Origin of the sequence: Vibrio sp. Hal054, assembly GCF_037162405.1 — a bacterium.
Classification (GTDB): Bacteria; Pseudomonadota; Gammaproteobacteria; order Enterobacterales; family Vibrionaceae; genus Vibrio; species Vibrio diazotrophicus.
This window is the reverse complement of record NZ_JARLUT010000003.1, coordinates 174,439-194,238: the sequence shown is the minus strand read 5'-3', so window position 1 is coordinate 194,238 and position 19,800 is coordinate 174,439. Positions and strand designations below refer to the sequence as shown.

At 41.5% G+C, this 19,800-nt stretch carries 17 protein-coding genes; 9 read left to right on the top strand and 8 right to left on the bottom strand.

All coding sequences use genetic code 11. The features are described from left to right. Positions 1-43 precede the first annotated feature (43 nt). Genes P4S58_RS23615 through P4S58_RS23600 form a run of 4 tightly spaced genes read left to right on the top strand, consistent with a single transcriptional unit; the run spans position 44 to position 3,082 of the window. Positions 44-487, top strand: a complete 444-nt coding sequence (locus P4S58_RS23615) for a hypothetical protein (RefSeq protein WP_337166307.1) — start codon at positions 44-46, stop codon at positions 485-487. Beyond that, the gene (locus P4S58_RS23610; protein WP_337166305.1) at positions 484-888 is read left to right on the top strand and encodes a hypothetical protein; all 405 of its coding nucleotides are present in this window, start codon (positions 484-486) and stop codon (positions 886-888) included. The genes P4S58_RS23615 and P4S58_RS23610 overlap by 4 nt, the downstream gene beginning before the upstream one ends. Positions 889-902: 14 nt before the next feature. After that, positions 903-1,823, top strand: coding sequence for a hypothetical protein (locus P4S58_RS23605; RefSeq protein WP_337166303.1), 921 nt, complete (start codon positions 903-905; stop codon positions 1,821-1,823). 8 nt (positions 1,824-1,831) lie between these two features. Further along, a complete protein-coding gene (locus P4S58_RS23600) occupies positions 1,832-3,082 on the top strand; it encodes a toprim domain-containing protein (protein WP_337166301.1) in 1,251 nt (416 codons plus the stop codon). 277 nt (positions 3,083-3,359) lie between these two features. On the opposite strand, the gene P4S58_RS23595 is transcribed toward P4S58_RS23600, so the two are convergent. The 5 genes from P4S58_RS23595 to P4S58_RS23575 all read right to left on the bottom strand — a co-directional run bounded on the left by P4S58_RS23595 (position 3,360) and on the right by P4S58_RS23575 (position 6,007). Next, positions 3,360-3,551, bottom strand: coding sequence for a hypothetical protein (locus tag P4S58_RS23595; protein ID WP_337166299.1), 192 nt, complete (start codon positions 3,549-3,551; stop codon positions 3,360-3,362). Further along, complete coding sequence (locus tag P4S58_RS23590) at positions 3,548-3,880, bottom strand: hypothetical protein (RefSeq protein WP_337166297.1); 333 nt, start codon at positions 3,878-3,880, stop codon at positions 3,548-3,550. The genes P4S58_RS23595 and P4S58_RS23590 overlap by 4 nt, the downstream gene beginning before the upstream one ends. 107 nt (positions 3,881-3,987) lie before the next feature. Then, positions 3,988-4,812, bottom strand: coding sequence for a hypothetical protein (locus P4S58_RS23585; protein WP_337166295.1), 825 nt, complete (start codon positions 4,810-4,812; stop codon positions 3,988-3,990). Further along, positions 4,755-5,483, bottom strand: a complete 729-nt coding sequence (locus tag P4S58_RS23580; protein WP_337166293.1) for a hypothetical protein — start codon at positions 5,481-5,483, stop codon at positions 4,755-4,757. The genes P4S58_RS23585 and P4S58_RS23580 overlap by 58 nt, the downstream gene beginning before the upstream one ends. Positions 5,484-5,491: 8 nt before the next feature. Then, complete coding sequence (locus P4S58_RS23575; RefSeq protein WP_337166291.1) at positions 5,492-6,007, bottom strand: hypothetical protein; 516 nt, start codon at positions 6,005-6,007, stop codon at positions 5,492-5,494. Positions 6,008-6,054: 47 nt separating this feature from the next. On the opposite strand from P4S58_RS23575, the gene P4S58_RS23570 reads away from it, so the two are divergent. Genes P4S58_RS23570 through P4S58_RS23550 form a run of 5 tightly spaced genes read left to right on the top strand, consistent with a single transcriptional unit; the run spans position 6,055 to position 14,839 of the window. Next, complete coding sequence (locus tag P4S58_RS23570; protein ID WP_337166289.1) at positions 6,055-6,630, top strand: hypothetical protein; 576 nt, start codon at positions 6,055-6,057, stop codon at positions 6,628-6,630. After that, positions 6,605-7,624 carry a hypothetical protein gene (locus tag P4S58_RS23565; RefSeq protein ID WP_337166287.1) on the top strand — a complete coding sequence of 340 codons (1,020 nt, stop codon included), beginning with the start codon at positions 6,605-6,607 and terminating at the stop codon, positions 7,622-7,624. Before P4S58_RS23570 ends, P4S58_RS23565 begins: the two co-directional genes overlap by 26 nt. Positions 7,625-7,636: 12 nt before the next feature. After that, a complete protein-coding gene (locus tag P4S58_RS23560; protein ID WP_337166284.1) occupies positions 7,637-8,608 on the top strand; it encodes a hypothetical protein in 972 nt (323 codons plus the stop codon). A 6-nt stretch (positions 8,609-8,614) separates the two neighbouring features. Further along, the gene (locus P4S58_RS23555) at positions 8,615-9,925 is read left to right on the top strand and encodes a hypothetical protein (protein ID WP_337166282.1); all 1,311 of its coding nucleotides are present in this window, start codon (positions 8,615-8,617) and stop codon (positions 9,923-9,925) included. An 18-nt stretch (positions 9,926-9,943) separates the two neighbouring features. Beyond that, positions 9,944-14,839: a hypothetical protein gene (locus P4S58_RS23550; protein WP_337166280.1), complete on the top strand. Its 4,896-nt coding sequence runs from the start codon at positions 9,944-9,946 to the stop codon at positions 14,837-14,839. A gap of 104 nt (positions 14,840-14,943) precedes the next feature. Here P4S58_RS23550 and P4S58_RS23545 read toward each other — a convergent pair whose 3' ends face one another. The 3 genes from P4S58_RS23545 to P4S58_RS23535 form a co-directional block, all read right to left on the bottom strand. Next, entirely contained in the window at positions 14,944-16,923 is a 1,980-nt protein-coding gene (locus P4S58_RS23545) for a hypothetical protein (RefSeq protein ID WP_337166277.1), read from the bottom strand. Between the two features lie 504 nt (positions 16,924-17,427). After that, positions 17,428-18,468 (bottom strand): ParB/RepB/Spo0J family partition protein, encoded by a 1,041-nt coding sequence (locus P4S58_RS23540; RefSeq protein ID WP_337166275.1) that lies wholly within the window; start codon positions 18,466-18,468, stop codon positions 17,428-17,430. A gap of 283 nt (positions 18,469-18,751) precedes the next feature. Further along, entirely contained in the window at positions 18,752-19,735 is a 984-nt protein-coding gene (locus tag P4S58_RS23535) for a DUF932 domain-containing protein (protein ID WP_337166273.1), read from the bottom strand. Positions 19,736-19,800 lie beyond the last annotated feature (65 nt).

Below are 19,800 nucleotides of genomic sequence, written 5' to 3'. Positions count from 1 at the left end.
TAATGTACATTTTGTTATTATATACAACACAAGTTCAAATGTCATGTCACCAATTAAAGGCCAACGTAACGTAGAAAACTTTGAGAAATTCAAAGAGGTTTACCTAGCCCAGTACAGCGAATTCGGAAAGGTTTTTTTAAAAAACTTAGAGAAGAAAGAAGATTGGAGTGTCGAAGTCAGCGTGCAAGATCTCATTGATACCTTTGAGAAACTTCCCGAGGTGTGCAGAAAGCCATTCGATGACCATGACAGTGCGCTGATTGAAAACCTTATCAAACTGTTGGCTTACCTACCGTTCACCGAATCCATTGTCGTCCTTGCCTATCTAGGGTTTGAAAACCATGACTATGGACACGCTATTTACGATATAGCTTACCAATGCGCCTACTCCGACACCCCAGAAATGCATTCATCTTTGCTCATGCAACGAGCGAGCGTCATTCAAAGAATATCAGTGTTGCAAGCCATACAAGGAAGAAAATCATGAAGATTAACAGTTTCATTGGTGGCTGCGTATTGCTTACAGCCACATCCTGTTTGGCGATGGAAGAATCATGGACTCTGCAAATGTCAGATAAGTGCGATACCGTTACATTGTCTCTTCCTCTTCCTGCTCTTGATATGGGATGTAACACAGACACGAGCTCAGGAAATCCATCAAGTTGGTTTAACCCCTTTGAAACGTGTGAGCTGAATTTTGACATGATTGGGCTACCGAGCATCGCAGACATTAAGGCGGGTCTTGCTGGTGCTGTCTGTGACAAGATACAAGAGGTAAAAGCATCGACGATTGATGGTTTGATTGATGAAGTGAATCAATCTATCGATAGTGTAGAAGACGGTGTAAACGACGACATTGATGAATTCACGTCGGATATATCCAATTAAGAGGCACCGACAGAATGATGATACGCCTCTTAATGATATGCTTAGTATTATTCCCCGCTTTGAGTCATGCTGAAATTGACGACAATACATGGAGCCTAAAGGCTAGTAGCGAATGTGATTCGTACACGATAAAGCTCAAGCTCCCAGCACTTGATATGGGATGTGAGTTGGATATGTCTTCAGGCAATCCTTCAAGCTGGTTCAATCCGTTTGAAACTTGTGAGTTAAACTTTGACTTAATTGGCTTGCCTACTCTCGATGACATTAAAATGGGTATAGGTAAGCAAGTCTGCAATCAGATACAGAAAGTCAAGTCAGCAACTGTTGACGAAATGCTCAACGAGATTGACGAAAAAACAAACTTTGAATTAGACCTCGTAGATGAATGGAAGAATCTAGTAGAAGCAAAGCCAAGCACGGAGACGGATGAAACGGGTGCATCACGTTGCTATTCTTACGACACTGATGGAAGAAAAATCATTGTGCCCTGCTCTATGGGGGAACCTATTGGAACTGACCTCAATGAATGTTACGTCGATTCAGGCAACAGCAGCGAACCTTTTGAATACCTTCCCTGCTCGCGCTTCACACCAGAAGCGGAACTATGCATAACAGGCTGGTACTATGATGAGTACGGTGAGAAGCGATACACCATAGGTGGTTGCACAAGTAAGCTAGCGCAGGAAAACGCATTTGCTTGTGGGGCCTATTCTGACCCTATCTATTGCAGTGACTACAATGGTGAAGTATCGCAATATGATCGCCTGTGTACGCTTCCTCAGCGCAGTGACGACAATAACAGTAGCGAAACCTCTGATGAGGCTCCAACGCGGGGATCATGTTCCTTAATTGAAAAGGCGTGTTATGGGCATTTAGGAGGCGTGTTTAAAGCCGCTCAGTGCTTAGATTTTCACGATAAATACTATGGGTTTTAGAGGATTCTATGCCGTCAGTACGAACAGTCATTACCGAAAGCCCCATCACTGCAAACAGAATCCGCTCACAAACTAATGAAAGAACAATGGCCACTTATGGCCATTTGTTCGATTACGCATATGAACATGGTCAATTGCAGTTACATGCCAAAACTCCCAATTTGGTTGCACATATTGCTAATTTAAACGACCCACAACAACTGATAACGATTGCTACTGACAGTGACCAACAAGGCGAGCTGATTGCAGCGCATATCAGGGCGCTAACACCAAGAGCCACACACCAACGAGTCGTTATCAACCGTCTTGATAAAGAGGGAATTGAGCAGTCATTACAGCGACCACTCCCCTTCAATGACGCTTTGGCCAACGAAGGTGCGTATCTTCGAGTGCTGAATCTCAAGCTTTCACTTCAACGACAACGAAATCAGTTCTTAACAACAACAAATATTACTCTCGCGAAGAGTTTTGACATGCGAGGAAGACTAGATAACCTTGAGAACTACACCATAGAGCATGAAAGCCGAAAATTTCAATTCCGAATACCAAAGGTCGATGTGAGTAGCTTGGATGTAACCAAAGCTCACCCTGCCACGACTCGCCAACTGACAACGCTTGCTGCATATGATAATAGAGTGGACATTATGGAGAGGTTGCAGCGTGGTTACGAAGACCTGAGAGTATCGTACATTCGTACAGACGCTAAGCTATTACCTCCGTCAAACACTGCCTATGAACACCACATCATGAATGGTGAGTTAAAGTCGGCCCACTACGCCATTTATAACTTAGTCCCTTATAGTGAAGACGAAGAGAGACATATTTACAAACTCAATGAAACGGCAGTTTCAAAAGGTACACCACACGCATTGAGAGTAATTGCAAACAGTGGCTGTTATGTTGCCATAGACGAAAGGATCAGTTCCGCACGTCTATCCCCTAAAGCCGAACTGCTGTTGCATCTTTCGTTAGACACAGATGCATTTGTATCGAGCATGGGTAGAGCTATCAGTACCTATGAACCCTATTTCTATAATGGTCAGCACTTAAAAGAAGGGGTAGTGAAAAGTGTTCTAAATCAGGCTGAGCGCACTGTTCCTGAAGTGCTTGAGTATGGAATTAAACATGTAATCGAGCAGAGAAATCCAATAAAGGAAAACCACCAGCAAGAAATTGCTACTGCTATTGAGAAGACAGATTTCAATCGAACAAACACTGTCTATGTCAGTCAGGGATCTGACATGAACCACTTTTTCTAAAGACATGAACGACATGCATGTTGCGTTTACAGTCGTAGACTTTGAGCTGCAAATGTATTTCTCTTTCCAAATTGATGACCAAAGTGAATCAATGCGATCATCACTAGTCCGATAGACACCAATAGCGTCCGACCCCAAGTGGTTAGTGAACCTATAAGCACAGCGCGATCGATTAAGATACTGAATACCGAGGATGGCATTTGCCCCAATACAATGGTGTAAAGACAAATAGATACCATAGTAAAAGCAACAAGGACCAAACTTGCTATGGCAACGTTTACGATAGAGTAATGCCACACCAGCCGAGGTATGGATGGTGCAATCCCCCGTGCAATCGAATGTGTTTTGAAAATGCAATAGAATAGATACCAGCTGAAGTATACATCACCAAAGCGAACCAACACACCAGCGCAAATAAACCTAGAATAATTGAAAGCGCCAATGACCATTCCATAATAAAGCTAATCATAATGAACACTCCTTAGTATTAATCTTCGTTGCATGTGTGTCTTTGTTTGTATTGTCATTTAACCATTTAAGAGCCTGCTCGAAGCCAGCGCTAGTAATGTTTATGTACCAATCAAAACGCTCCTTTCGACGCATAATCAAACCAGATAACTCAAGGGTTTCGCATGAGTCTCTAAAAGTGTTTGGATGGATGGGGGTATCGCGCTCGTAATTGATAACGTCATTAAGCAGTGTGGATTTTATACTCTTACGTCCTTTTATAAATCCGTTGGTCAACGCTAGTAAGATTGATTTTTGGTTCTTACTTATGCGTCTACGTACCTCAGCCATATCTCATATTCCTTGCTGCAATGAATAGTGAATATTGTTGCTAAAAAAAGCCGCGCCCAAAAATGGAGGCGCGGCACTGGAAGCGCCTCTAACGGAGGCATGTCTACTTAGTTGAGTTTCTTCATGATCTCTGAAAATGTTAAGCTGCCACGATTAACACTACCATTATCAAATACATACATAGGCGTACCACGAGTAGTAAACAAATCCCCCCATAGTTTCTGCCCTAAGACGTTTAACGCACATTGAGAGTTAAAGTCTACGCTTGCAGCTTGTGGGAGTACGTCATTGGTGTAAGCCATCGAATTATTCATGAGTTCATTGAACAACTCGCGTTTGGTTTGCATGTCAGATGAGTAACAAGATGCGGTCACATAGTTTTTACCAAGAATGGTGTATTCAGGCGTATAGTGGAGCTGGCCATCATCACCCATTGCGGTTTCACGATACTCGCCTCGTCCGTACGGGTATACTCGCACAGTTACACCATTCTCGTTGAGACGCTTAATTAGAGGAAAGTCTGTTCGACAATGGATACATGTATAATCTGAGAAAAATGTAATTTCACGTTCAGGATTCTCGGCTGGATAGATGATGTAGTCTGACTCATCATTTAACTGAGGAATGTTTTTCCCAGCCATTATCTGCCCACACTCAATAGACTCTTCTTTATTGAATCCAGCAAATACTGAGTATAAGCCGCGTAAATCATTAGCGGTGCTTATCTGCTCTAGACATCGACGCTCTGAAGCTATGGTAGATAGCTGCGCTTCAAGTTCGGTCTTTTTCCGATTGATGAAATCAACCTGACGTTCATTTCCTACAGGTTTATTCGGTACAACAGGTGTGGGACGTTTATCAATAGGTTCTGGTTCTATCTTCTTTGGTGCACTGACGTGAACAGGTGCAGGGGTGCTTTTGGCATTACCCACAGCAGCAGCTTTAGCGTCACCTTTTGCACTTTGCCCCCCTTCGATTGCTCTGGCTCTGGCAATGAAGACTCAAGCGAAGCATTGGATGTATCAGCCCCAAGACTAGAAGGCGCTACCTGCTCTGAAACATGAACCTGCCAACCACCAGCTAAAGCAGCCCGTTGTATCTCTTTATGCTCACCAAAATGAGAAAGAGCAGATAGAGTCGAGGATTTGACTAATGCCTCACGCTCAAGCTGAGCGTAGTAATCAGCTTTCATTAGGTCAGATACGATAAGCTTCGAACTGGTATTAAGTACGTCACCTGATATCAGCACCGAACCTGCTTCATCTGTAAACAGAACTTTGCCGTCATACATCACTGCGTACAATGACGTACTTTCCAATGGAACCACTCGAACAGTCTTCCCAAGTAGGCCAATAAATTTTTCAGTAAGCTGTAAGGCGGTGCCATTAATTGACTCTGCATCAACCGATTTCGATGAAAGCGATTTGGTGTCTAGCGTGGTTGCGGCTCTTTGTTGCTCTGAAGATGGCAAGTATTTCCCCACTGCGATACCAAAACTCAGTACCACTGTCGTAGCCAATAAGGTAGGCACTATGTACTTGAGTGGTGAAACGTGAGGTGTTGGAACGTGAGAGTTTTGAGTCATAGTTTCTTGGTCGTCCATATTACTGCCTAATACACTATCTTGGTGATTGAAATGGGTGCGTGAGCAGTGCGTTCATGCTCGTCATTCATTGCGCACAGATGGAATATTGATGCTTTTGAAATACTTCGTAGCGTTTGCACATTAATTGGAAAGCAAAGGGACAGCCCATCGACTCCCAATTCAGTTGTTTGAACCTTGCCTTCGTAGGATGTATAGCGCTCTTTTGTTCTTGTTACATCGACATTGAAATTGAGAGTCAGCTGTAGCTCTGTCTCATCAATGGAAAAGCTTTGCCAATCTATTCGCGAAATGGATGGCCAAAGTTTTTCAGGAAAACCTAGATAAGCGTTTAACCCTTCAGTTTCAACACCGATGAAGCTTGCAAAGTACGGTGAAAACACCATGCGCCTTTGTTCTAGTGAGATATATTTCTGAAATGTAACAAAGAGAGAAACATCCGCTCGGTCCAATAACTTTGCTAATACCGCTGGTTTATAGAGCGGTGTTTTTCGTACTAAAGTTGCCATTTGAGTTATAATCACAAAATATCTATAATGAGCAAATATACAACAGGGCAAAGAAAAAAGCGATGTTTGAGCGAGAAATAAAGAAAGCCTTCGAAACGGTAATGGCTAAGAAAGGCATTGCAGCCGAAACCATACTATACAAATCAAACCCAATTCAGAGTGTGTTAGGCAATGACGCCTACGAATTTGACATGTGGTGTTTAATCCAATGGTTTGCCTTTACCAACAAGTGCTACATCAAGGAAGCCGCGCTTGTACAACATGAAAGTCGTATTTATGTAATGAGTGAAGAGCTTTTGAATTCAAATCAGGCTAGCGTGCTAACTGAGTTTTATGAGTCCCATAGGCTGCATCCTTGCAGCAAAAAGCAGCTGACTCTATATGCGCATCTTGCGACTATGACGCTGTTGTTTAACGACGAAACTCAAGTCAATACACCTGTAGAATTTCGCGGTGCGCTAACGCTACTAGAAAATGATGTGTTGGTGTTGGATTACACCAAAATTGCCTACGCGAGCATAACCAACCCAAATCGTAATGCATTAAGTCACCAGATTGTGATTGGTACTGACATTGAACTATCAGCAACTCAGATACCTTTGGAAACAAGCCATGAAATTTCAGCGCCTGATCTATAGTGCAGGTCTAACCGCTTGGTTAGCGTCTGTCTCGCCACCTGCTCATGCCATCGTCTACTGGACCATTGTCGATGTGGAAAAGACAATGAACCACACATTAAAAACAATGAAAAAGCTGTTTGTATACGCGGAAAAAGAGCTTGCATACCAAGAAGAAAACCTTACAAACCAGTTGCTCACATATCAGCGTGTAGAGAACGCGAGTGCTAACAAAAGTTCCGACATCATTGCTCAAACAACTGCTACATCCCAAACCCAAAACGCACGGTCAGAAATTCGGTACGGGCCTACTGTGTCTAATGCGGTATGTTCAATGATTCAAACCGCATCGGACGCGGTGAACTCTATATCTGGATTAGCAGATAGTGCTGTCTGCGCTATTGGTCAGGAGAAGGAGCAGTCTGAACTAGACAAGCTGCAAGCTAGATTCTTGAATCCGAAGGAACAAGACGGTCAATATATCCGATTCATATATGAGTCAAATGGCTTCGATCTAAACACATCCGCGAAAGACGTAATTAAGGCAATTTATAAATCCGTGGATGAATACACGTCACAGATTAGTGAGTACGAGCTTATTGACTCTAGTAGCGCTGGAAATATTGCCGCAATCAACGAACTCATCTTTGATTGGGAAACAAGTCTGCCCAAACCATCACAAGTCAGTAGAGAAATTACAGCACACAATGTGCATTCAAAAACAAAAGACGTGTTCTTTAGCAATACCTACGAAGGGTATGTCAAAAGAAATTTCAATGATCGCACGATTGTCAATGAAACCTATCCACCCGACACGCAGCTGATCGAGTCGAAGTCTGATGCCGTAATGAAACAACTTAGCGAAGACATTGCAAAAGCAGAGTACTCCGATGATGCGCTGCGCCTGTACGCTCTTACGTTCAGCAAAAGCCTGAGAACTCAATATAAAAAGCTTGAAAACAATCTTCGTTTTCAAACCGAACAGGCACTTAAAGCCAAAGAAATTTTAAGATAAGGATGAACTAGCATGAGTACTGTAGATCCAAAACAGCCTTCAAACGAGGTCGAACAAACGCCCAACAGTCAAGCGCCTCAAGATCAAGCAGAGTTAGTTCAACCTACGCTTGATCAAGTAGACGCAGAGCCTGAACAAGAGGTGCAGGAGCAAGATATTGCCAATGAGAACTCACCAAACGCTAATTACGAAGATCTTTCTATTGAGCAGCTAAAGAAAGAAATTAAGAACCGTGCCAAAGCTATAGAACAGAATCGTCAAGCCACTCAAGAAGCACGTTATCAGATGAATAACGGGGATGCTCTTTATCAGAACATACAAGTGAAAGATGAAGTTGAGCGTAGTGGCCAAAGCAATCAAAAGAAACCATCACCGGATAAAGAGCCAACTCGTGAACCCGACACCATTGTGAATAAAGGGATTCACTTTGGCACAGGGCAATTTATTAAGGCAGCTCTCAGCCAAGCAAAAAACGGCATCCAGATTGGTAGAAACGGTATACGAAACGCAAGACAAAGCACAGTAACCAATGAGGCTCTAATTAAAGCAGCCGCAATGGAAAACTCAGGCGACAAGATCACGAATCTATGCAAAAGCGCGAAAGCAAATATAGATATAGCGGTAGACCCAGCTTCTAGTGCAAAACAGGTGACTGAAGCAGTGAAAGCTTTGAAAGATGATATGAACAACATCAATCAGCAATCCAAAGTGCAGATGAAGTCCACACAACACCTTCGTGGAAATGAGTTCGATAAAGCTGAGAAGCGTATCAATAAGAGCATGAAAGAGGTCAGCGGATTAGCAGACTACCTCGAAAAGAATTCACTAAAACTAAACAGTCAAAACTCAATTTTACCTGAAGCGTTGAAAACGGATTTTGCTAAAGCGGCATTGGATGTTAAGGAAATGGTAAGTAGTGCGAAGAAGTTCATGCAAGGCATTAGCAACGTGCTGAAAGCTGGCTCTATGAAAATGGGGGTATAGGTAATCATGAACATTGGATTAAGTGTAATTAATGAACCTTGCCCTATTCATGGAATAATTGGGGAACTGATGGAAAGGGATGAGCGTCATAGCATATCTATTCGTTGGTCAAGAGAGCTAGCAGGCAAACCCCTCAGTGAAATATGTGCACATCAGCATATTAGCATTGGGGACGACCCAACTATTGAATCACTCTATGATGCGACACATGTTCCAGACGCTAAGAAGCTGTTTGTTTTAGCTGCACACTATCAGTACCTCTATCTGCATGATGCAACTCAATTGAATGCTAGCGAACGTGCTCTGAAAAATACCGTGTTTATGGAAACATTGGCTGAACTCAACTGCGCGATTATTGAAGAGCAAGAAGTACTTTGTCTGGTGATTGGTTCTATTGCTGGATGGAAATACATTCAGAGCAACGAAAAAAACCAGAACTGCCCTATTCATCTGTTTTTTCGCTATAACAAAGCAAAGCAGCACATTTTGTTTGCAACACCCCAGCACGTAGCAAAGTTGAATGAATCGCTGGTGGCTAAACGCAAAGAGAGTAGCCCCATAATCGAATTGACCGAGTGCGTTTTTCTAAAAAACCTGCTGCTCAGGGAACGAAAACATACCTTTGTAATTGACGAAACTACGTTGATGTTGAAGAGCTACCGTTCTCGCTCAGAGAGAGAATCAGACAATGTGGTGGTAGACATTAATAAACACGCTGAAGGCTTTATTATCGATTCTATGGCAAATGAATATCTTGCTTCGGTAAAAAATGGGCATCACTTTGTAAAGGCTGTATTGGGTGATGGTGGAAATCACCTTTATAAAGCTACGGTGATGCAAGGCGGTGGAAGAAAGACAATTACCATAGTGATGTATACAGCTATCGGAGATGAACCAAGCGACACAGAACGTACAGAAAGTAATGTGAGCAAGTTGTCTTCAGAAGTACAAAATAGTTTAGAAACCAACCACCCACTAATTATCTGCCTTCAACCAACTGCTTGTGAGTTTTACATGTCAGAGAAAGTGGTAAATACGCTGATAGCCCAAGCTAGTCCATATTTCACCATATTAAATAGCCGTGAGGTCAACTACGTGGGTGAGCTATTGGGCGTAACAGACATCCACACAGCAAATGATCAGTTCTTGGAAGACAATACGAACCCTCTCTACATGGGGGTACTCAGCAACAAGAGAAATGTGGAAACATTCGTGAAATGCGTCGAAAACAGTAACTGCACAATCGCAATAACTAAGATGCCCATTGCGCAGTTGCCATCATCCATCCGTCATTACGCAAAAGTTATAACGCCTTAAGAGCTTGGAGAATTATGTATGAGTAACAGACCTATTTGCGACCTATTGGATGATGTACTTTCTTCCAGAAACAATCGTCGCTTCACTGTGATTGATGGACAAGAAAAAATCGTAATCCCTGCCCTTGTTCGCACGAGGGGAGAAAAGAACCAGTTGTTCTACGAAACACGAGTGGATGTCATCGCTCAAAACCCTTCTCTAAAAACAAACCCTAACCGAACACAAATGCAGAACTTGGCGCAAGCCGCCATGATATACGCAACGTTTTCAGAGTTAGCGAACAACCATGAAGCAAGCCAATACCTAAATGCGGCGTTTAACGCTTACCATAATAGTGATGGTCAGAATAGACGATTTACAAAAGAACATGTTGCAGCGTTGAACCAAGCATGGGAACGTATATTTAAAGATAAGGACTTGGCAAAATCCATTAGCAAGAAAGCCAGTGCATATTTGGATATGGCGTGTGCTGAACTGGATGCAAATGGTGAGCTGACCGCCGCAGCCATAACACTCACTAAAGCAAAAGCAGCTGGCCAACTATTTATTAAATCATTTCAAAAGCAAATAGTGTTCGGAGCTGACGCGCCGTTGCAACATAGTAACGGGATATCTAATATCTACAATGACAGACAGGAAAAAATTCAAAACTTCTATCGTGAGAGATTTGGCACAACAGAGCCTACCCAATATCTAAGAAGCTTATTATTGGATAATAGTAGCGACTTTAAAGCCGCCTTAGCGGAAATCAATTTAACTACTGATGTGCTAGCGGATGTGCCCTTTAGAAAGAACAATGGAAAAGCTTCTGCTAGTGAAAAGCTGCCATCATCGGTACTCAAGAAATACAAAGTAAAACCTAAAGGTGACATTAAGGGCAACATTTCGGCATACATGAAACCCGACAAAGAGTTTGGTGCAGACGTGTATCACCTGTATGTGAATATTGTAAAATTCGAGGGCAAAAACTCTGTTGTAACCAACGTGCCAATTTACTCGCACATGGAACATCCTACCGCAGACTCATCACGTAACCTGCTTGTTGAAACACTGGTCAATTCGGCGAAGGTAGAAAACTATTTCACACCTGAAAAGATAAAGGCATATCAAGAGCAAGAAGAAAAAGCACAAGCTCGCCGAGCTAAATTTGCACAACTCATTGAAAAAGAGAACAAAGAGAAGCGGGACGCTGCAATCGAAGCGTATCAAAGCAATACGCCAGTGACCAATGCACGCCAATTAGACAACACTTATTTTGGGCAGAAAGGTGTACAGGAACTTGCCGCTAGGTATCTGCCCAACCTAAGAGTTGATGGTGCCGGTAATGTATGGCTCCCTCTTGCTAACGTCATTCAACCAAACCCCTCTCTCGAAAACACAGAAGGCTTCCAAGAGTTTCTTGCAACTGTTCCCGAAAACTTGGAAACGAATAAACTTTATCAAGGTATCGGAGATGGCCAAAAAGAACTGTGCTCGGTGACTATAGGCGACCCATCTACAGCCTCGGTCATAATCGAAACAGAGGGCGTGGTAAACGGCTTGATTAAAAAGGCTGCCTATGATGAGGAAGGAATTAACTGTGCGGTAGTTTGCGCACTTGACGTAGGTAACATTCCTAGCATTGCTGAAAAAATCATTGCAGAGCACCCTACCATTCCTGTAGTCAATTTTGCTGACAACGACCTTTATGATAAGCACCAGCAACGTCGCTACGTTTCGTACGAACTTGCTGCAATGACAAAAGAGCAGCAAGAGCAAGTGGGTGTGAACGTTGGTATTGACCGCGCTATTGAAATGCACAAGGCAGTCAACATTCCATTTGCCTATATTGACTTTGAAAACGATGTTGCAGGAATTAATCTCGCGGAATATCAGAAGGAAAATAAGGCGTCGGATGTCGATGATCTACATAAGGGCTTAATAAAAGCTTTACAAGCACAAGGGATTGAGGCCCCGCAAGAACAAGCGTGGGAAATCACTAAGCAAGTATGTACCTATAAACTAAAGCAAGCATTACATTCCTCAGTATCACCTCATTGGAGCATTGAAGACCAACATAGATTTGGTTGGTGTCCATCTGAAGACAAGCTGGCAGATGAACAATTAGGTGACTACTACTTAATGAAAGCTAGTATTCAGTCAGCAAAAGCTGCTTTTCAACAAAAGTTCGGGATGCCTTATGCTGAATATCATGCTTTAGCAAACACGCAACACTGGGTAAACGAACAGAACCCTGAAGCAATAGATTTGGAAGCTTTGCAGCAACTAGATCCAAATATCGACCAGTACGACTCCGCACTAGACACACATTTGGAAACTATTGACGAAGTTGTGACTGCAACACGTAACTTTGTTATGGAACCAATGGTGGAGGCAGACAGTAGTATCAATATCTCGCCAACGATTGACGAAGATATAAATGCTGTTGATGCGAAGATTTCTGTCATCCAACGTAAGATACATAATCTTATAAAGAACCAAGATAGCTATCACAATATAGAAGAGCGCTTTGAAAAGATTGCTCAAGACATCAGAAAACTTGCTGATGAAAAAGCTCGCCTATTAAACGTCAGTGCTGCGGAAATATTAGAGCAGTCTTCGCTACGTACCTATCTTGACCCGAACATGGACTTCTTATACGAAGAACCAGAAATGTTCGAAGAGCCAGATTTGCAAGAAATTCCATCACAAGAACTACAATTTGAGCAAATTGAGGATGTGCCTGCTACCGATGAGCTCGTGGGTAAGGTAGATGCTGCGGCATTGTTTAATAAAGTAATGGGTCAAGTGGATGAGCCAGCTGCTGGATTTGAACAAGCAATAGGTGGAGATCAGCCATTGAATGAAGCTTATCCTGAGACTGAGCAACCACAATTTATACAAGAAGCCCCTGAGTCTTTGAATAGTCTGGATGAGGTAACTCATATAGACGCACAGCAAGAACATTATGATTTCGATCCAACTCAATTCGAGCCTGTATATGATCACATAGAAGGTAGCATTGCCGATGAAGAGGATTTATTAAACGAAATAAATGAATTTAGGCAGCATGAATATGAAAACAACCAAACAGAACATTCGATAGACGCACCAGCCGATGAACCAATTGTCGAAACCGAAGCGTTGGCCACTGAAGAAGCACTTCCATCTGAGCCACAAGCGCAGACACAAGAGCCTGCTCCTGAAACGGTAGAGGCGTCAGCCGATGAGCCAGTTGTCGAAACCGAAGCGTTGGCCACTGAAGAAGTTCTTCCATCTGAGCCACAAGCGCAGACACAAGAGCCTGCTCCTGAATCGGTAGAGGCGTCAGCCGATGAACCAGTAGTAGAAATTGATGCGTTGGCCGCTGAAGAAGTTCTTCCATCTGAGCCACAAGCGCAGACACAAGAGCCTGCTCCTGAATCGGTAGAGGCGTCAGCCGATGAGCCAGCTGTCGAAACCGAAGCGTTGGCCACTGAAGAAGTTCGTCCATCTGAGCCGCAAGCGCAGACACAAGAGCCTGCTCCTGAATCGGTAGAGGCGTCAGCCGATGAGCCATCTGTCGAAACCGAAGCGTTGGCCACTGAAGAAGTTCGTCCATCTGAGCCGCAAGCGCAGACACAAGAGCCTGCTCCTGAATCGGTAGAGGCGTCAGCCGATGAACCAGTAGTAGAAATTGATGCGTTGGCCGCTGAAGAAGTACTTCCATCTGAGCCGCAAGCGCAGACACAAGAGCCTGCTCCTGAATCTGTAGAGGCGTCAGCTGATCAGCCAGAAATTGAAAATGAAGCGTTGACCAATGAACAAACGCTACATATAGCGACAGAAGAACCAACAGCCGAGTCAGTGAAAGCCTCTTCAAACGCTGAAATTGTGCAGCAAGAGCCTAAATCTCTAAGAGCTGCGCTTAGTTCTGACAATGAAACTGTGAGAATTGTCGCTCAAATGTTTAAAGAAACTCTTGAGCACATTGAAGCATCACATAAACAAGTGGTTAATCAGCTGGTGGAATCAAACAAATCACAAGCTACATTGCTTGAGAAGGTGATCGAACAACAAAACAAACTAATGATGATCGTTGCAGAGCTGAGTGCAAACAAAAGTATTTCCACCGAACTGATGCAAGCACAAAATCAAGACCAAGCACCCTCCCCACTTGAACAACAGGAAGTGGTAACAGAGCAGGACCAAGAGCGCATACAGCTGGTCAACACGCTAAAACAATTGGATATCGAGCTTGCTGAATCGTCCCAAGAACGTAAACAAGTAACTCTTGCGCTGCAATCGCATTTGAATAAAGCGCCAAAACCTAGCGCTGCTGCATCAATGTTCTCTGTGCCTCAGCAGGGACCAACACAAGTAAATCAAACCGAACAGTCGTCTAAACTAGATTACCCTGAACTAATAGAAGCAATCAGTAGACGACGCAATGAGTTACACAACAATTTTAAAGATGTGGACAAAGACCTAAAGCAGCTCGTACATGAAGCTATGGGGTTCAAAGATGCGATCTCGTATGAGACTCTGAAAGAAAACCCAAATCATGCGCGTAAATTGATTAGTGAACTCTTGAGCGATGTATTTAAAGGAGAAGACCATAGAAAGGGGTTAGCAATCTCTGTTGCCATCAGTGAAGTGATAAGAAACTCACATCAAGAAGAACGGCCAACATCGGCTTTGAGCACGTTTACCTACGACACCTTAGTAGGTAAAAAATCACCTACGTACGAAATTGCAAGCAAAGTGCTAGAGGGCTACATGAGTGCGGATGATTACTACACCAACTGCGAAAAAATAATAGGAAAAGATGTTTTTGATAAAACATTAGGCCAAGAATATCAGGAGTATTTGGAAACAAAAACCCAACAATCGCATCAGGAAAACATGGAAAAAATTGTTACTCAGCAACAGTTCGAACACGCCCCATCATTATAAAAACACACTACCAAAAGTTAAAAAGTCTTCTCGTTTTGAGAAGACTTTTTTATTTCTAAAGCAAAAACAACGACCTTATCAAATATCAAACCAATCCATTTAAACTATTGCGCACCGAACGGATGATATTTAATACACATAGAAAACATTGCCAAAATGTTGTAGTAATCAGTCCTGCCTCCAACATCCATACCTTCATCAAAAGTACCTCTCAATGCAGTACAATATGAAGTAACAAATGCCTCCATATCTGCCCTAGAAACGCTTGCATTTAATGATATAAAATCATGTAGCAATATATGAGCCTTGTAGGTGCTAGGTAGTATAGAAAGCCTTTCACGCTGCTCTGACAGCTCCAAAATACGATTTTGGTGATTGATTTTTGATATATACGACGGCGACGTAGTAAGCAGTTCGATATCATTGGAAATTATATCAACGATAGTCATCCATTTATCGAGTCTAGCCTGTGTTCTCGTTAATGTTTCTGCATAAGCATCATTATCTTTTGCCAATAGAAGGTAATCTAAATAGCGCTGACAAGACGATGAATTAGCCTTAGCTCTCTTTAACTCTGAATTCAACCAACGCCTTGCGGCGTCATAAGATGTCTCCAAAATCAATTTGCGACGCATTTCCATCAAGTCACTATATAGTTCATGTGAGTCATCAACCATTACATCTGACCAACTATCAGAAGTCATGTTTGATATTTTACTATAAAGCTTAAAATGAAGATCGAACGCGGCATTGCTATTCGTAATCTCATCATCATACAGTGCATTTTCAGTGTATATCTCATCTGTAATATAGTCGTAATGTGGTCGCTTATAATGTCCAATATGATTTTCTTTGTGCTTAACGTGGCTAGAGTTGACTTTATAGACACCATTCACAACATCAAAGAATCCGTCAGGATTATCGAGCGCATTATGAAGTTTTTCTTCCATAACAGATGCGTAATGAAGTTTTACCGCCTCAATACGTTCTGATTCAGACATATTAAAGAATTCATTGCCGTTAATTTTCAAATAATCCAATACAATGAAGTAAGCTATACTTTTACAACCTTCAACATCAACGAATATTTCATCATTTATTGCAACAGCATCCGCATCGGTAAGAGTAAAGTCTACTGAATCAACCACATTATAAAATACAGAATCAGGAATCCTAACCTCTTCAATAACCCGACCAATTAGAGGTGAAGACATCTTTAAAGCTACTTTTGATGAAGACCTAGATGCGTGAGTTCTGTATTTAAGTATTCGATAGGTAAAGTCAATAATTCGTGACTTTGGCATCACTCTAACGACAGAAAGGTATTGATACAAGAACTCATAAAAGTCAGTTGACTTTAATTCATCGTAGACACAGAAATCACCAAATCTATTTGGAAACTTAATTGAACAAATAGAGTAAGTAAAATCTTTAGCTACATCTGGGTCAGAAAATACATTTTTAACACTTGCCTCATTCAGAATAAGAAGAAGCTTGTAGACCAATTCAAACGAAATAAATCCCAAAACCTTACCAACCGATTCGCTATTTCTAACAATAGCTGATGAGATTAGTTTTACATCTTTAGCATGACGGGACTCATGTATTACTTTGAATGATGGTCTAGTGTTTCTTTCATATCTATTACCGTCCTCATCAAAATCTTTTGAAGAAAGAAAGATGACGGATGAATCTATTGCGTGCTTACATGAAAAGATGATGTCAAATAGAAATAGCAAACATCGAAATGAAATATTGCTCTTAATAACGCCGTATGAAATTAGCTCAGAGTTTATAGAATCCATAGTCAAAGGAAGACGGGATTTAATATTCTTTAGATAGTTCACATCTGCATTAGCTATTTTAATTCCCGACAAAAGAACGGGGGTGTAATATTTTACGATGCGAGAAATCGACATATTAGAGAGATGAAACGAATCAGCCAATTCAAGGTCGCAGGGTAAATATTGAGCAGGTACAGCCTCTAACGCAGAGGCGTAACTATGGGCAGAGTCATCATAAAAACCCAAGTAAGTTAACGTCACGGTTACATCAAAAATGACACGCTTCTTATCGCCTGACAAATACGAGCCAGATTGCATAAGATTTGAGGCTAATTCTTCAATATAGGAATGGGAATACGTCGATAACATAGTTACATTTTTTCCAGCTTTTTCATGCGGTAATTATAGCACAAGCGATAAATGGAACACAGTTTAACAAGTTCTCAAATATGAGACGATTTGTGATAATGCTGCAATTATGAGCAACTTAAACAAAGCCTTGGGAACTATAACAGCCTGAAAGAAGTGCGCGACGAGAGAGATTGGAAGGGTAATGAAAAATTTGGCGGAAGCTCTACATTTATAAAAAGATTTATAAATATTTAAAAAATAATTTAATAAATATCTATTAGATAAATTTATAAATGGGTTTTTAGCATAAAAACCGCAAAACTTCAACACCTAGATGCTGGTGTGGTTTAAAAAAGGAAAGGTCTTATTTCAAAAAAGGGTTTACCCTCACAGTTTAAGAGGGCAAAAAAAGCGACCTCTTTCGAGATCGCCTTGTGTAGTGTGTGTTAATGGTTAGCGTGATTTGGCTGCATTGACCGCCTGAATGAGAGCGTGGTTGTGGTTCTTAATCTCGTTAATGGTATTCACCATGCTTGTGAATTGTTCCATTAGAATCGGATTTAGAGTGATTGTATTCCCTTCCACACGGTTGCCCATTGCCACCATCAGCTCAGTCATTTCGTCGGTTTGTTTCGCAGTTAAACTGCGTAGGCTGGTTGCTTTCTTAGCTGCCTTTTGCAGTTGTTTCGCTTCAGTTGAATGTGTAGTGATAATTTTTACATCAGCATTATTTGGTAATTCATCTGTAACAGAACTATTCGATGGCTCATTATTAACGCCTTCATCAGACAATATTAATTCACCTTGAATCTCTACTATTTCCTTTGGCTCTTGAGATGGTAACTCAATTAAACCAAGATTGATTTTTGCTACTGCTGTAGCATTCTCAGCACCATGAGCGCGAAGTAATTTACGTGCTGCCGAAGGGCTGATTTTTTTATCTTCAATCATCTGGATTAATTCAGCGTCACCATTTAGAAGAAATAGAGCATCACTAATAAATGAAAGTGTTTTGCCTGTAGCTTTCATAATGTCGCTATTCGTCCAGCCCTCATTAATTTCTAGCATTGTTTTAAATGCGCGAGCGTTTTCAAGCGGAGTCATTTGAACCTGTTGGTTGTCATTATAAGCAGCAACCAGTTTTTCCCCTTGTGTACCTCTAAATAATTTAATGCTTAACATTGGGTCGTAATTTTCATTATCAACCAAATCACGAACCGCTAAATAGGTGTGATGACCACCAATGATATCTAGCGAAATATTGCCATTCTCCTCAACAGGAAATACTAAAAGGTCTTTAGGTTTTTGACCGTTTCGGAATGCAACTGTTAAAGCTTCAACCTGTTCAGGGTCAATACTACGAATATTTTTTGATTCGTCATAGTTGATAGAATCAATGTGAACTTGGTGAGAGTCAGCGCGTTTATAGCCTGAAGTTGATTTAATTGCTTTGAATAAAGTAGTGTTGCTGATAGAAGTAGTTGAATTAGTCATGGTGTTGCTCCTGATTTGTGAAAACGATTTATTTAACTGACACGGTTATAATAACAATATTCACCGGAATGTACAACTTAATTTTGGTTTTTCTGAAAAACCTCATTTCCACCAGCCGCACATAATTTCTTGTGTTTTTGTTCGCCGACCTTTACGCTAATTTAAAAAAATAAATGTCTTATTCTAATAAAGGGGATGGCAGCGCGTGCTAAGCTTTTCCTGAAAAAGCTACAGACACAAAAAAGCCGAGTGATTAAACTCGGCTTTTGTCATTTAATTTAAGTTACTTTTTAAACACGGGCGTCCAAACGTTTGAATGTAGCAAGTCCTCTACCTCACGCTCACGACGTAGAATTACCTCGGCTTTATTGTGAATATTGCGCTCTTGCACTTCATAATGTGTTGACCACGCTGTAAGCGTATTATAAAGCGACCACCAGTTCTTACCTGTAGTTTTACTATGCCCTCTATAAAGTTCATCAAGCATATTAAATTTTGCCGCACTTGGCTTGCTTCCTTTTCTTGTACAAAACGCTGTTAATACAGAATCAACCTCTGCGGTGCTAATAGGCGTTTTAATTAAATGCTCCCAGTATTCGCCCATTGTTTTGAATGATGCAATTGATGTGGTAATGCGATTTTCAATATCGACCAAATTAACCTCACCGCTATGGCGTTTAGTTAGGTTTTGGAAATTATTACCAGCCACCAGCCCATTCAAACAAACAACACGGAAACCACCGACTTTGATTGAAAATTGGCTTGAACCATCATAGGAGTTAATAACAGTAATTTTCATCAAAGTATCGTCAGCGTTAATACTGAACTTGTGTTCTGGGAAGATATATTCACGAATCGTTTTACCGCCTTTGTTCACAACTGAATCTTTGATAAACATTCCATCAGTATTTAATGTACCAGCGTAGGCAAGTTTATTGATTGCTTCGTTGATCATGGAATAAGCAAGCTCATTGCGAATAAGGGTGTAGTCTTTGCCGTGCACAGCAATGATATGGTTATTTTCCAAATCAATAACAGCCTGTTCACCGTTGGTCGTAAGAATGAATGGGTTTTCTTTTTCATTGCCAACAACAAGCGCATCTTCGGTACGCTTATTTAGTAGGTCTGCAAGTGGTGTTAATTGCACATCAAAGAAAATATCTGAGTTAGTGCGATCATCAAGGCAAAGGTCACGCCAGTTATTACGATTGGCGATTGCGTTAAAGTCTAGGCGAGAGGTTTCGCGAGAAAGGACGATATTGTTCATGGTGTTACTCCTGAAGTAGTGAAACGAATTAATTAACTGACCTAGTTATAATAACACAATCACTA